Source organism: Psychrobacillus vulpis, from assembly GCF_006861825.1.
Classification (GTDB): domain Bacteria; phylum Bacillota; class Bacilli; order Bacillales_A; family Planococcaceae; genus Psychrobacillus; species Psychrobacillus vulpis.
Map to the genome: position 1 here is coordinate 78,231 of NZ_VDGI01000002.1, position 13,453 is coordinate 91,683.

Here is a 13,453-nt window from a genome sequence, read left to right on the forward strand (position 1 = left end):
AATGGTCTCGAATATGGTTCAATTAGTCTCGGTTAAACTAGATTTGGTCTCGTTTGTAGCTAAATTGGTTTCGAACAGCCATATACTGCAAATTTCATTTCAAAAAAATTGCACTATATTTTGTGTTTCTAGATCGACCGGTTTTAAGTAGCATTTCATTTTTTAATATTCGAGTTGCTTCATGCTTATTGTTTAATTGTAAAAACTGCTGACATTCCATATTAGACATTGTGCTTTTGCAGATTAAGAAATAATCTTTTAAAGATTGTTCATGAGCTCTTTTATGATAGATTTTACATCTAGGGCAGAACCAGTTATGCTTTACTTTTTTCATTCCGATGAAGCCGCACTGAACGCATTCAACACCTTTGATAAGAGATTCTGGCTGTATTTGAAAGTGCTCACATAAGGGAAATGGATTAAAATCTTCGTTTGCATGTAAAATATCATTTTTTAGAGTATTAAGCTGTTCTTCTGTTAATAGTGGAGTGCCCGTTTTGATGTTCCTTAAAAAAGGTTTAATTCCTTTTCGAAACAAAACGGTTTTATGAGTTGGAGGTGTTTTAATATACCTTGATGCAAAAGCAAACACCAAGGCACTATAAATTGGGATAGAGATACCTCTTGTTTGAAAGAGTAGATTCAGTTGATATTCGTATTCCTCTAGTTGAATGACTGGATTATCGAAGGAATGGGACTCGTTCGTATCTAGTTTTCGAGTGAGTTGTTGCTCTGTGAATGTAATCTCTCCTTTTATATTTTTTTCTTCAAAAATTAAAGCGTAATATGGACTGATAATTAATACATCCATTTGAAAAAGAGATTCAGAGTATAAAGATAGATTGTGAAAAACATAAAATTTGTATGGCAATTTTACTTGCCCCATGACTTGCATAACTGCTTCTTCACCTAGTTCGCCAGCTACTTTTTGCCGGTATTCATTTTGAATCATGAAAAATTTTGAATGGTTCTTCGGTAATCGTTTATGTAGTGCTCGAAGCGCATCAAAATAAAGTGAAACGGAATATTTTTTCGCTATCATACTATCACCTCGAGTAAAGACTAGCATAGCTGTAAAATTATACTCAAATGCTTAAAACAAAATTTTAATGAATTAATAAGTTTCAAAATTGAATTTTGCACTTAAAAACTCAATTTTGCTCTCTATTATTGATATAAAATTGAATTTATGTATTTGTTTAAAATTATTAATATGTGTTCTCTTACTTGTAACTTAGAAACTAAATCTCTCATTATCAATCCGCTTCTCGCATATATTACCCCTATGAAACAAAACATCCTCTTATTATTAATTTGCATTGGCCTCTTGTTTTTACCGTTTTTATTGATCAAAGAAAAGCATGACACAAAAAATGCACCCGAATTGAAATTAGACGTAGAAGTAGATTGTCCAATACTAATTGAAGTAAAGGGGGAACAGAAGAGTATTCCTCTCGAAACATATGTACTAGGAGTAGTAGCTGCGGAGATGCCGATTTCATTCCATGAGGAGGCCTTAAAGGCACAATCTATAGCTGCTAGGACGTATGTGTTGCGAGAGACGAATTACGGGGACAAGGCAATTTCTAAGACGGTGCAAAAGCAAGTGTATGCGAGTGAGGAAGAACGTAAGAAAAGGTGGGGGGCTTCCTTCCCAGAATACGAAGAAAAACTCAAAAAAGTTGTAGCATCCACAGAAGGAGAAATAGTCGTATACAAAGATCAACTTATTACTGCAATGTTTTTTTCAACAAGTAATGGGCAAACAGAAAGCGCAAAGAATTATAGTGGATATTCGATTCCCTATTTAGTTTCCGTTCCGAGTCAAGAAGAAGAATTGTATGCGCCAAACGTTAATAAACAATTTGAATTTACGAAAAAGGAATGGGCAAATGCTTTTGGACTTAAATGGACAGAAGGTATAGCAAAAACATATCGTTTTACGAAAACAGACTCCAACCGAATTAAGTCTATTGAAATGGTAGGAAAAACTTGGACAGGCAGAGAAGTGCGAACTTTACTTGGACTACCTTCCACAGATTTCAAGATTTCATTTCAAGAAGAAAAGGTTGTAGTAGAAACAGTTGGATATGGACATGGTGTAGGTATGAGCCAATACGGTGCTGAAGTGTTAGCTAACGATTCGGTAGGGGCCCATGACATTCTACTTCATTATTATAAAGGTACAGAAATAAAAAGTTTCTCAGCATGTTTAAAATCTCCTACAAATGCAAAGAATAGCAATTGAGGTGATGAAAATGAGAGAAGAACAATCAAACAAGCCTTCTCAGAAGAATAAAAATCCGAAAAAACCATGGTTTTGGCCACTAATTTATGCGGGATTTTCGGTAGCATTCATTGGAATGATTTGGGGGTACAATGTGTATGTAGACACTGACACGGCTGGAGAATCGAAATGGACCGACGCCGGAAAAGACCCCGACAAGGTTACAATCGAAACTAATGCTCAAGCAGAATCAATGAAATATCCTTTTAAGGAAACTCTGCTAGACAGTATGGAGATTGTACAGCATTTTTACGACATGGAAGCTGACGAAGCGACACGTGAAAAATCCTTACTTGTATTTGATCAAACATATAAAGCAAGTACTGGTGTATCGTTGTCGATGAATGGCGAACCATTCGAAGTAGTAGCAGCAATGAGTGGAAAAGTAGAAGAAGTAAATCTAGATCCATTTATGGGGGATGAAATTGTCTTGTCTCACGTAGATGGTATGCAAACAAAATATCGCTCTGTCACTGGCATTCTAGTAAAAGCAGGAGATCAAGTAGATCAAGGACAAGCTCTTGGTACAGCAACAGAAAATGAGTACAATCCTACTGCTGGTGTTCACTTGCAATTTGAAGTACTAAAAGAAGGCGTTCTAGTTAATCCGGAATCATTGTTAGCGTTTTAAATTCATAAAAGCTTATACGAATGCATAAAGTGATGAAAAGTGTTCCTTTACTAACGAAAGGAAGAGTTAGTGCACGAAACGATACGTCATAGATGCATACGTTTAGGTGAAATGGTTATTGAAACAAAGAAAACTGTCCGTGCCATCGCGAGCACAACCGGTCACTCTAAAAGTACTGTTCATAAGGATTTGACAGAGAGACTCCATTTAGTTGATCCGCAATTAGCAAGAGAAGTCAAAGAAATACTTGCGTATCACAAATCGGTCAGGCATTTGCGAGGTGGAGAAGCAACGAAACGAAAATGGAAAACAAAAAAGGAAGATGGGAAAGGTCGTGATTTGTAACTAATCACGGCTTTTTCTTATTGCCTCATATAATGCTAGAAGGATTTTATCCCACGCAGATGCAAATACAGCAAATCTAGTTATTAATCTAGGTAATTGTAACCACCTTACAAATGTCTAAAAAAAAGTGTATTTATGACAAAACTATGCTAAAATTATAAGTTAGAGACATATCGAAAAAATACATATTAAATGGTTTAACAGGGAAGGAGAAACACTGTTAATGTTTGCGAAGGATATAGGAATCGATTTAGGTACTGCAAATGTATTAATTCATGTAAAAGGTAAAGGGATCGTCTTGAACGAACCTTCCGTTGTTGCAATAGACAAAAGTACTAATAGAGTGCTTGCTGTTGGAGAAGAAGCTCGTCAAATGGTTGGTAGAACACCGGGTAATATTGTGGCAATTCGACCTCTGAAAGATGGTGTTATTGCTGATTTTGATGTAACAGAAGCAATGTTAAAGCATTTTATTAACAAATTAAACGTAAAAGGATTTCTATCGAAACCTCGAATTTTAATTTGTTGTCCTACAAACATTACTAGTGTAGAGCAAAAAGCAATACGTGAAGCAGCAGAAAAGTCTGGCGGCAAAAAAGTGTATTTAGAAGAGGAACCAAAAGTTGCAGCAATAGGGGCAGGTATGGATATATTCCAACCTAGTGGTAATATGGTTGTCGATATCGGAGGAGGTACAACTGATGTAGCAGTACTTTCTATGGGTGATATTGTTACTTCAGAATCTATTAAAATTGCTGGAGATGTATTTGATAATGACATCCTTCAGTATATTAAAAAAGAGTATAAGCTTTTAATCGGTGAACGTACAGCAGAAAGTATTAAGATTACTATCGGTACGGTGTTCCCAGAAAGTCGTCATGAAGAAATGGATATTCGTGGACGTGATATGGTCACGGGTCTCCCTAGAACTATTACTATCCGTTCGGAAGAAGTAGAAAAAGCATTACGCGAATCAGTTTCCGTAATTGTACAAGCTGCAAAAAATGTACTCGAAAAAACTCCTCCAGAATTATCAGCAGATATTATTGATCGTGGAGTTATTATTACAGGTGGGGGAGCACTACTGCATGGTATGGATCATCTTCTAGTAGAAGAGCTGAAAGTACCAGTATTGGTAGCCGAAAACCCAATGGACTGTGTAGCAGTTGGAACTGGCATCATGTTGGATAACATTGATAGAATCTCAAGAAGATAAATAGAAAAGCGGAAGTGCCTATGTATGCCCCGACAGGCAAATGGGGAATTTCGAGGAGGCAGTTCTTCAGCCACCGGAGAAATTAACCATTTGACCCCGAGGGGCAACGTTCTTCTGCGACGAGCTGTGCGCAGGAGCAAGGCACTGCAGCTGGACAGATAGAAAAGCGGGAGACACCGCATCAATGGATAAAAAGAGAGTGGAGGCCTTCTTATGTATCGTGGATTTCATACAGTTGCATCTGGAATGATTGCACAACAACGTAGAACGGAATTACTTACAAATAATATGGCAAATGCAAACACACCTGGTTACAAAGCAGAACAATCAGTAATTAGATCATTTCCAGAAATGTTTTTATCTCGTCTTGGCCCATCAAGTATTCCTACGAAAGATCCTGTGAATGGAAAGTATGCAACAGGTGTTGGAGCATTAGGGACAGGAATTTATATGCAAGAAACCATTCCATTATTGCAACAAGGACAACTTCAAGAAACGGAGTTAAATACTGATATTGCTTTAATCGATGGTGCATTGCCTGTTGATGCACAAACTGGACAAACAGGAGCAATATTTTATCGATTGCAGCACCCAGTAGAAGGTGAAGCGTATACACGTAATGGTAGCTTTACATTAGACGCGGAAGGGTATTTAACAAATCCGCAAGGGTTATACGTCCTTGATTCGAATGGACAGCGCATTTTGCTTCCAAATGATGATTTCCAAGTAGCCGATAACGGGCAAATTTATGTCGATAATGCTGCTGTAGCACAAATTGGTGTTTCATTTTCAGCACAGCCTGAAACGTTAATAAAACAAGATAATGGGTTATTTAAAACAGTCGATGGTACTAACTTACCTTCCGCGTATAATGCAGGAAATGTTAGCTTCTCCATGCGACAAGGTTTTATTGAACGTTCTAATGTAGATTCAGCAAGAACAATGACCGACCTTCTAACAGCTTACCGTGCATTTGAAGCAAACCAAAAAGTATTACAAGCATACGATCAAAGCATGCAAAAGGCAGTGAATGAAGTAGGACGCGTGTGAATTAATCATAAAAATAGCTGACGCTAACTAGCTGAAATGCAAGTGACGATTAGCGAGGAGGTTCACTGAAATGTTACGAACAATGATTACAGCAACAAATACAATGTCGCAGCTACAGAGCCAATTGGATATTATCGGAAACAATCTTGCGAACTCTGGTACACATGGCTATAAAGCGAAAGAAGTAAAGTTTCAAGAGTTACTTTATCAACAATTTAATAACGATAAGCTAGATAAAGTAGATCGTCAATCTCCAACAGGAATTCGATATGGTGTTGGAGCAGCTCTTGCGCAGACAACCATGAACTGGAAGCAAGGAAGCTTGCAATCTACTGGACGTGACTTAGATTTTGCTTTTCAAGAGCCAAAACAATACTTTAATGTTCTAATGCCAGATGGTGAAAATGGGCAAAAAACAGCTTACACTCGTCAAGGTGCTTTCTATGTTTCACCTTTGGAGAATGGTAATCTTATGTTAGTTACTGGCGACGGATACCCTGTTGCTGATGCAAATGGTCAAGCCATTACGATTCCAGATAATGCTTCCAGCTTTTCTGTAAACGAAAGAGGGATATTAACTGCAAATTATTCAGATGGATCTACTGTACAAAGAGAATTAGCGGTTTCCGTTTTGCAAAAACCACAGCTGATGGAACATCTATCTGAAACGTATATTGCTTTGCCAAATAATTTAGCAGAATTAGGTGTTAATGCACAAGACGTTATGACAAACCTTCAAGGTGCAGGACGCGATCAAATTGCATTAACAAATCAAGTACTGGAAACATCTAATGTAAACATGTCAAAGGAAATGACTGATCTAATGGGAGCGCAACGTTCTTATCAGTTCAATGCTCGATCCATTACAATTGCAGACCAAATGATGGGTCTTATTAATGGGATTAGATAATATTTCCTCAATAAGGAGTTAAGTTTATGACAGAAGAAGTTAATATTTCTGGCAGACGACAACGAAAACTAGATAAAGCAAAAGAAGTTGAGGCGAAGCAAACTTATTGGGTGCAAATCCGTATGTTCCCTATTTGGCTGCGTATACTATTAGTCATTGTTCTTTTTGGTGGAGCAGCTGCGGGCGGACTAATGGTTGGCTATGGAGTTCTCGGTAATGGAACACCAGCAGATGCACTCAAATGGGAAACGTATCAACATATTTTAGATATAAAAGATGGTAAATAGGAAAAGAACGGAGGAAAATGAATGTTAACAACAGAACAAGTACAAGCAATTTTACCTCATCGTTATCCGTTCTTAATGATTGATCGTATATTAGAATTAGAAGAAGGAAAACGAGCAGTTGGGCTAAAAAATGTAACGATAAATGAAGACTTTTTTAATGGGCATTTCCCAGGATACCCAGTAATGCCTGGAGTATTGATAGTAGAAGCTCTTGCACAAGTTGGAGCAGTTGCAGTTTTACAAATTCCAGAAAATAAAGGAAGACTTGCTTTCTTTACAGGAATTGACAACTGTCGCTTTAAACGTCAAGTTAAGCCAGGTGATCAATTAAGACTGGAAGTAGAACTGGTTAAGTTACGTGGTGCAATGGGTAAAGGTCACGGTATTGCTACTGTAGATGGAGAGCTTGTTTGCGAAGCAGACATTCTTTTTGCATTAGGACCAGTAGTAGAGAGTGTATAATCGTAGTATTCACTTAAAGAAAGTTGAATATGCTTCATTCATTTTTCAAATGAAAAAACAGGCATTATTGCCATAGGATACTTCCTTCTTTTCTTGGACAACCTATCGTAAGTCACATTAGTGTGATGAAGATAAGATAACTAAGAAAGGAGGAATTTTTTTTATGTGGAAAAAAGCCATTCCTACTGTGGCATTGTGTTCTCTTTTATTAGTCGGATGTAATAATACGGATGACACGATTCCTTCCAATAACGAGACCCCAATGCAAGATCTTCGTCAAGGAGTAGATGAGATCATGCCGGATCCGGGAGTGAATACACCATCGCCAACAAATGAAGAGGGTATGTACGATAATACTAACGATGGTTTTAATGGCGTTAACGATAACAATGGGGTTAATAATGGCGTCAACGATAACAATGGTGTTTATGATGGTATAGAAGATGCTCAACCGAAAGTACAAGATGACATTGTTCCCAATGATGGTAACATCATGAATGGACCAGCGAACACAAAAGAAGAAATTATTAAAGAAGATGTAATAATTAAAAAATAATTTTTTCTAAATGAAAGAGGTTGACTCGGGATATAGAGTCAACCTCTTTTAATGTGGTGTTTTATCATTTTTTAAAGAAGGCCTTGTTTTCATTCCATGTTCGAATTTAGACAATAGTTCATCGCCACTTAAACCATCTTCTATCAATTCTGCAAGCAGTGACTCTGCGTACTTCCTTCTTTGACGTTTCAAAGTCCCTTTAAGCAATACGGAAATATGCTCACCAATTTTCTTGACGGAGTAAGTTGCTACTTCAAAATGGGCGGGTTCATTTTCTGGGTAAGAAATAATTACTTTGGCATTTACTAATTCATTAGTCGATTGAAATTCTTTGAAAAAGTCTTCGTATTTTTGTTTAATAAAAAGCTCCAATATCCAAGATCGACTAGTATTTTCTTGATTTATAATAATCCCATCTTCAATAGAAATTGGATAAATCTCATCTTCACGAATAATATCAATCGAAATCATTTTAAAAGTTTTCATCTGTATTCACCCTTCTAAAGGAGTTGATTCACCATCATTATAGCATAACTAGAAATTTGGAAGCGTCTATTAACAGTAAAATTAATAGCGGAAATGCCAAAATTATATTTTGGATTTTTAGGAACATGAATTTAGATGGGTTTACTTTAATTTCAGAAGTCAAATTTTTATTTTGCATACTAAATATGCTCCAAAATGAAATTATGGACTTTTGCTATCAATTAAAATTGGCCTTATGATAAAGCCAATGAAAGGGAAGGTGGTGAAAAAGTGAACACTGTTTCGATAATCGGACGAATGACAAAAGCTCCACAGCTCAAATATTTATCTGAAGGGAGAGTGCAAACAAGTTTTGTAGTTGCAGTTAACAAAGGATATAAAACGGACGAAGCGGACTTTGTGCTGTGCACAATTTGGGGAAAGATCGCTGAAACTACCGTGAAGTATTGTGGGAAAGGCTCACTTGTCGGGATTACAGGTAGGCTAAATACAAGATCTTACGAAAAAAATGATGGAACAAGAGTATTCGTGACAGAAGTAGGTGTGGAGGATATCCGATTTTTAGTAACAAAGAAACGGGAAGAGGAAGAACAGCAACAAGGACACGAAAAGAAAATGGAAACAGATTTCGAATTTCCAGCAACACATTCAAATCAACTACCAGTTTAATTATTTACTAGACCGCAAAAATAAACCGCTGATAAAAGAGAAAAACTGGCCGAAGAAGCACGGCCAGTTCTTTATATATTATTTACTACGGAAGAGCAAATATAACCAATCAAATCTCCAACTTTAACAGATCCTTTATGTCGGTATCAGACATTTCGGTAATCCACTGACTAGAATGGATTAATTCCTCTGACAACGCTTGTTTTTCGACAAGCAACTTATCAATTTTTTCTTCAATGGTACCAATTGTGATGAATTTATGGACATGGACAAAGTTGGTTTGCCCAATTCGATATGCTCGGTCTGTTGCTTGGTTTTCTACCGCTGGATTCCACCAACGATCGGCATGCAACACATGACTTGCAGCTGTTAAGTTTAATCCAGTTCCACCAGCCTTTAATGATAAAAGGAAAATAGGGAACTCCTTTGCTTGGAAGGCTTCGACTAAATGATCACGCTGATTTTTCGGCATGCTGCCTGTTAAAAAAGGAGCATCAATATCATATATTTCGGTTAGACAATGCTGTAGTAAATGTCCCATCCCAATATATTGCGTGAATATCAAGCATTGCTCTCCACGTGAGGCAATCTCACCTGCGAGTGAGACAATACGAGCTAGTTTCTCAGAACGCTCCAGCATATCTTCCGCATCATCAAATGGCTCTTTCAAATAGAGGGCAGGATGATTACAAAGCTGCTTTAACTTACTAAGCATTTTCAAGATAAGACCTTTTTTCTCAAATCCGGAAAGTGTATCAAGTTTACTTACTGTTTCTTGGATGAGCGATTCATACAGTGCAGCTTGTTCAGTCGTCAATGCACAGTATTCACGTTGCTCTAATTTCTCTGGTAAGTTGAGAAGTAACTCTGGATCTTGTTTTGTTCTTCTCAATAAGAAAGGCTGAATCTTAATGCGCAATTTATGCTTATAAGAATCCGAGTTATCACGCTCAATCGGGACAATATATTTCTCTTGAAACTTATTAAATGAACCTAGGTAGCCTTTATGAATAAAATCAAAAATAGACCATAGCTCTGATAATCTGTTTTCAACAGGAGTACCAGTTAAAGCTATATGATGCGCACCTGATAGCTTCCGTATTGCACGAGATTGTTTCGTATGCATATTTTTAATATTCTGAGCTTCATCTAACGTAATACTAGACCACTCAACTTCTTCCAGTGATTCAATATCTTGCATTGCAGTACCGAAAGTTGTAATGACAACATCTGCAGTTTGATCGATTTCTTTCGTACGAGCAGATCCATAATGCGTCTGTACCTTTAAAGATGGTGCGAATTTTGCTAGTTCTTTTTGCCAATTTCCAAGGACAGAAGTAGGGCATATGATAAGCGATGGAGTTAACTGCGGCTCCTTTTCATGTACATGTAGTAAATAAGAAATTAATTGGACTGTCTTCCCAAGTCCCATATCATCTGCTAAGCATGCTCCAAATTTTTCATTTCTCATAAATACTAGCCACTCGAGACCTAGCTGTTGATAAGGACGCAGTGATGTCAATAAATTCGGTGAAACTTCCACAGCAGGAAATCCTTTTTTCTCCGATAATTGCTCCATCAGTGTTTGAAGTGATTTTTGAAGTTCAAATTGAAATAATGGATCTTCATTGGAAGATTCTTCATCATCTAAAGCTAGTGCAATTTCTTCGGGAATCTCTCTGAAAAGTAGCTCCTTAACCGTCCAGTTTTCATCTTCGGATTTCTTCATTAATTCTCGAATTTCATGCATCCAGGCAGCATCTATTCGGAACCACTCATTTCCTGCTTGTATATAGGAACGATTTTCGTTTACTAGCCGTTGAAAGTCTTCTGAAGATATCTCTTGCCCATTCAATGAGAAACTCCAGTCAAACTTTAATATTTCATTAAGTCCTGCAGTAGTTTTATACGTATTGGACGTTTGGGCAATTGTTTTGACACGCATTTTTGTTTCTTTAACTGCTTTTAACCAAGCGGGAAGGACTACTTCGAACCCAAGCGCCTGTAATTTCACTAAGTCGTCCCGAAGAAAAACTCGAACTTCCTCATCCATTAGTGTAGCGGAGAAGAATGCATTGGGATTTATATGATCGACAGAAGAAATAAGCGAGAACATTTTCGCTTGAGTTTCGGTAATATAATCACCAAATTCATTCCATTTGTCTGGTAATGCCTCCATTATTGGCAAAGACTTTTTTCGGAAAGCCGGAGTCCAGTATACACTGCTTTTCTTACCACGAACGACAGTTTCTAACAACCATGTATCCTCGAATTCTTCTGGTTCGGATAGCCTTAATGCGACTAATAAACTCGGGTGAGTAGCTTGAGATTTTATTGGCCATCCACCTTGTTTAAAAAATGGAACAAGCGAAACAGCATCTTCCATTGTAAGCCCTGATTGAAATAACTTTTGTTTAACAGCATTCGCTACAATAGCTTTCCCGTTTTCATCTAAAGGAGCATCTACTTGAATTGTGTTATCGTCTAGTTTTAAAAGACTCCATAAATCAGCGTTAGACCAGACGGCAGCAGCTTCTTTAAATGTACTTAACCAGTTTTCAGAATCTATATTAGCACCAGTGAATGAAATGAAAGGATGTGGAGCTCCTGAAAATAGTTCCATCATTTCTACGGGAGTTGCGATTAATGCATTTTCTTCTATTTGAGCGAGCAGACCGTAAAAACTTTCGCGGTGGTCTATATATAAACTAGGCACCCATTGTTCTGCAGGTGTCCCAACTGAGATTAAGCGAAAGCTTCCTGCATCTGTACTATTTATTATTAATGGAAGTACTTTTGTAATAGACAAAGGTTGAGTCATAACGGCAAGTTTCCTTTCTCTATTTCTTGTTGTAACGCGCGCATACGTCGATATTTTTCACGAACAGTTTCTACGTAATCATTCCAATGATCTGTATCATTCGTTTTTTTAGCAATCTGTTTCATTTTTTTCCAAATCCGAACTGCCTGTTTATAGCTATACCGATTTTTTTCCAGAATAAATCGCATTGCGTAATGATGGTAAAGCGGAAGTAAAACTTCTGGTGCTTCTTCTTTTACAATCGGAAGTCCACAAGCTTCTGCATATTCCAATGACGAATATGCTGACTGATGCAATGCCATCCAGTCTCGATATCGTTTTTCTTTTATTAATAAATGGGAGTATGACTGAATTCCATACAGCCCAAATGATTGGTACAATTCTTCCAGCTCTTCCGATTTTAACTGAATCGTATCAAATAGCATTTCCAATCTACGAATGAGCATTACCCTGGATGGTGTTTGGGCAACTTCATTTAAATAGTACGAAATATGGGGTAATAATTTACGTGCAAGCTGACTAACCATTTCTTTATTAGTAGAATGAAGTGCTTTTTCACAAACTTCAATCCATTCTAAAAGCTGTTCTCTTTCTAGTTGGTCCGCAGCTTTTAATAATTCGTCTGTCATAGACAGCGTGAGATAAAAATAAGGGAGCACCATATTTAACGGAACATCATCTTCAGTCTTCTCAAGCGTTTTTAAATAGGCAACTTCATTTTCACGAGTCGCTTTATCGGTCACAAGGGCATCCCAAAAAGATAGATAAATTTGCTTCCTATAATTTAAAAGTGTCTCCATTTCAAAATAGAAATGTCGAACACGTTTCATCATTTCATCATAAAACGTATCTGCGGCAAATAATCTTGGCTTGGAAGCAAGTTGTGCTAACTGATCATCTAACTCAGCAACATATTCATCTAGAAAATGAAACACACGATTCCGCATATTCGATTCTGCAAATGGTTCTAAATATGGCCAACATTTCATGAGTATTGAAAAATTTACATACACATCAAAAATAGGTTGCCATTCACGTTCAAACGGACGAGATTTCCGAATTTGGGTTTGTAAATCATGTATTGCAAACTCTAAAAGATAAAAGCTTGTAGGTGGATAATTAGAAACAAACTTACGGAAGAAGTTTTCTATTAGTATATCCCAGCTTCTTGGACTACGCTCATCTCTAAGTAATTTCATTTGAGTTTGATCCGCCGTTGAGCGCCAATTTGAAATCCAAGTAGATAAGGATTCATATTGTTGGTACAAATAAAAAACCGTCGCAACAATATGTCGACACGGCTTATGCGTAGGGCAAGGGCAATGGAAAGTATCTGTCAAAATATTGTACGAAACTTCTATATTACTGACATCCCGAACGATAAAATCAATGCGATGCTCTTGGGGATAATAATTAGTTATTGATACTGCGCCATTGCGCACAAAAAATGCTGCACGTCGAATAAGCTCCTCATCCTCTAAAATAGCAGGGTGGAACTTCTTTTCAATCGTTTGCATCGACTGATCAATATACTGTTTATAATGCGCTGCTAGTTTTTGATAAGATGTAAGGTTCAAACGAATCTCTCCTAAGAAAAAAGGATTTCCTTCCATTATACGTTTAAATGGTGGCGATTTAAAGGCACAGCTCGAAACCTTTCGAAAAAACATATGTTTGTTTGCTTTCAAATGTCGCTTGCCAATATTTTAATATAAAATAAGCCATTGCTATTG

The 13,453-nt window shown here is 37.2% G+C and carries 14 protein-coding genes; 10 read left to right on the forward strand and 4 right to left on the reverse strand.

From position 1 onward, the window contains the following. Nucleotides 1-94 precede the first annotated feature (94 nt). Complete coding sequence (locus tag FG384_RS02935; RefSeq protein ID WP_166462359.1) at nt 95-1,042, reverse strand: nuclease-related domain-containing protein; 948 nt, start codon at nt 1,040-1,042, stop codon at nt 95-97. Nucleotides 1,043-1,285: 243 nt separating this feature from the next. On the opposite strand from FG384_RS02935, the gene spoIID reads away from it, so the two are divergent. From spoIID to FG384_RS02980, 9 genes are all read left to right on the forward strand, one after another. Then, the gene (gene spoIID, locus FG384_RS02940; protein WP_166462360.1) at nt 1,286-2,248 is read left to right on the forward strand and encodes a stage II sporulation protein D; all 963 of its coding nucleotides are present in this window, start codon (nt 1,286-1,288) and stop codon (nt 2,246-2,248) included. A 10-nt stretch (nt 2,249-2,258) separates the two neighbouring features. Next, nucleotides 2,259-2,918 (forward strand): M23 family metallopeptidase, encoded by a 660-nt coding sequence (locus tag FG384_RS02945; RefSeq protein ID WP_142641071.1) that lies wholly within the window; start codon nt 2,259-2,261, stop codon nt 2,916-2,918. Between the two features lie 69 nt (nt 2,919-2,987). After that, nucleotides 2,988-3,263, forward strand: a complete 276-nt coding sequence (locus FG384_RS02950) for a sporulation transcriptional regulator SpoIIID (protein WP_142641072.1) — start codon at nt 2,988-2,990, stop codon at nt 3,261-3,263. Nucleotides 3,264-3,486: 223 nt separating this feature from the next. Then, on the forward strand, nt 3,487-4,479 hold the full coding sequence (gene mreB / locus FG384_RS02955) for a rod shape-determining protein (protein WP_142641073.1): 993 nt from the start codon (nt 3,487-3,489) through the stop codon (nt 4,477-4,479). 213 nt (nt 4,480-4,692) lie between these two features. Next, nucleotides 4,693-5,529: a flagellar hook-basal body protein gene (locus tag FG384_RS02960; RefSeq protein WP_142641074.1), complete on the forward strand. Its 837-nt coding sequence runs from the start codon at nt 4,693-4,695 to the stop codon at nt 5,527-5,529. Between the two features lie 70 nt (nt 5,530-5,599). Further along, entirely contained in the window at nt 5,600-6,439 is an 840-nt protein-coding gene (locus tag FG384_RS02965) for a flagellar hook-basal body protein (RefSeq protein WP_142641075.1), read from the forward strand. A gap of 26 nt (nt 6,440-6,465) precedes the next feature. Further along, a complete protein-coding gene (locus tag FG384_RS02970) occupies nt 6,466-6,726 on the forward strand; it encodes a DNA-directed RNA polymerase subunit beta (protein ID WP_142641076.1) in 261 nt (86 codons plus the stop codon). 21 nt (nt 6,727-6,747) lie between these two features. Beyond that, on the forward strand, nt 6,748-7,188 hold the full coding sequence (gene fabZ / locus FG384_RS02975) for a 3-hydroxyacyl-ACP dehydratase FabZ (protein WP_142641077.1): 441 nt from the start codon (nt 6,748-6,750) through the stop codon (nt 7,186-7,188). Between the two features lie 163 nt (nt 7,189-7,351). Then, nucleotides 7,352-7,744, forward strand: coding sequence for a hypothetical protein (locus FG384_RS02980; RefSeq protein ID WP_142641078.1), 393 nt, complete (start codon nt 7,352-7,354; stop codon nt 7,742-7,744). 48 nt (nt 7,745-7,792) lie between these two features. Here FG384_RS02980 and FG384_RS02985 read toward each other — a convergent pair whose 3' ends face one another. Next, complete coding sequence (locus FG384_RS02985; protein WP_142641079.1) at nt 7,793-8,230, reverse strand: YwpF family protein; 438 nt, start codon at nt 8,228-8,230, stop codon at nt 7,793-7,795. A gap of 270 nt (nt 8,231-8,500) precedes the next feature. Between FG384_RS02985 and FG384_RS02990 the strand changes: the two genes are divergently transcribed. Continuing rightward, nucleotides 8,501-8,899, forward strand: a complete 399-nt coding sequence (locus FG384_RS02990; RefSeq protein WP_142641080.1) for a single-stranded DNA-binding protein — start codon at nt 8,501-8,503, stop codon at nt 8,897-8,899. A 109-nt stretch (nt 8,900-9,008) separates the two neighbouring features. Here FG384_RS02990 and FG384_RS02995 read toward each other — a convergent pair whose 3' ends face one another. Both FG384_RS02995 and FG384_RS03000 read right to left on the reverse strand, forming a co-directional pair. Continuing rightward, on the reverse strand, nt 9,009-11,720 hold the full coding sequence (locus tag FG384_RS02995; RefSeq protein WP_142641081.1) for a DEAD/DEAH box helicase: 2,712 nt from the start codon (nt 11,718-11,720) through the stop codon (nt 9,009-9,011). Then, entirely contained in the window at nt 11,717-13,297 is a 1,581-nt protein-coding gene (locus FG384_RS03000; protein ID WP_142641082.1) for a hypothetical protein, read from the reverse strand. Before FG384_RS03000 ends, FG384_RS02995 begins: the two co-directional genes overlap by 4 nt. Nucleotides 13,298-13,453: the final 156 nt, after the last annotated feature.

Coding starts and splice junctions, on each gene's coding strand:
- FG384_RS02935 (WP_166462359.1), bottom strand. CDS start 1,042: ATGATAGCGAAAAAATATTCCGTTTCACTTTATTTTGATGCGCTTCGA.
- spoIID (WP_166462360.1), top strand. CDS start 1,286: ATGAAACAAAACATCCTCTTATTATTAATTTGCATTGGCCTCTTGTTT.
- FG384_RS02945 (WP_142641071.1), top strand. CDS start 2,259: ATGAGAGAAGAACAATCAAACAAGCCTTCTCAGAAGAATAAAAATCCG.
- mreB (WP_142641073.1), top strand. CDS start 3,487: ATGTTTGCGAAGGATATAGGAATCGATTTAGGTACTGCAAATGTATTA.
- FG384_RS02960 (WP_142641074.1), top strand. CDS start 4,693: ATGTATCGTGGATTTCATACAGTTGCATCTGGAATGATTGCACAACAA.
- FG384_RS02965 (WP_142641075.1), top strand. CDS start 5,600: ATGTTACGAACAATGATTACAGCAACAAATACAATGTCGCAGCTACAG.
- FG384_RS02970 (WP_142641076.1), top strand. CDS start 6,466: ATGACAGAAGAAGTTAATATTTCTGGCAGACGACAACGAAAACTAGAT.
- fabZ (WP_142641077.1), top strand. CDS start 6,748: ATGTTAACAACAGAACAAGTACAAGCAATTTTACCTCATCGTTATCCG.
- FG384_RS02980 (WP_142641078.1), top strand. CDS start 7,352: ATGTGGAAAAAAGCCATTCCTACTGTGGCATTGTGTTCTCTTTTATTA.
- FG384_RS02985 (WP_142641079.1), bottom strand. CDS start 8,230: ATGAAAACTTTTAAAATGATTTCGATTGATATTATTCGTGAAGATGAG.
- FG384_RS02995 (WP_142641081.1), bottom strand. CDS start 11,720: ATGACTCAACCTTTGTCTATTACAAAAGTACTTCCATTAATAATAAAT.